The sequence below is a fragment of the Vibrio sp. 10N.286.49.B3 genome, from assembly GCF_002873395.1.
Lineage (GTDB): Bacteria > Pseudomonadota > Gammaproteobacteria > Enterobacterales > Vibrionaceae > Vibrio.
This window is the reverse complement of record NZ_MCUV01000029.1, coordinates 1-337: the sequence shown is the minus strand read 5'-3', so window position 1 is coordinate 337 and position 337 is coordinate 1. Positions and strand designations below refer to the sequence as shown.

Here is a 337-nt window from a genome sequence, read left to right as displayed (position 1 = left end):
CACCATGGATGAAGATGGTGTTTTAGTCATGAATGAGTCTCAAATCCTTAATAATGCTACCGATGCAGAAGGGGATGACCTGCATATAGTCTCTATGGATTATGATGGCGCAGAAGGCGAGCTTGTTTTTAATGATGATGGTACTTGCTCATTCATCCCTAATGAGAATTTCTTTGGAGAAGTTTCCTTTGATACGGTAATTAGTGATGGTGAAAATGAGGTTATAGCGACTACTACAATTGATGTCCTACCCGTTAACGATGCCCCTGAGCCAGAAGACAAGTCTTTTAGTGTTGAAGAGGACGGTATTCTAACTTTCACCGATGCAGACCTACTC

Annotated in this window: 1 protein-coding gene; it reads left to right on the top strand. The window is 41.5% G+C overall.

The annotated features are described in order from the left end of the window. A partial coding sequence (locus BCU68_RS10635) for a cadherin-like domain-containing protein (protein ID WP_157935193.1) occupies positions 1–337 on the top strand: 337 nt, incomplete at both ends.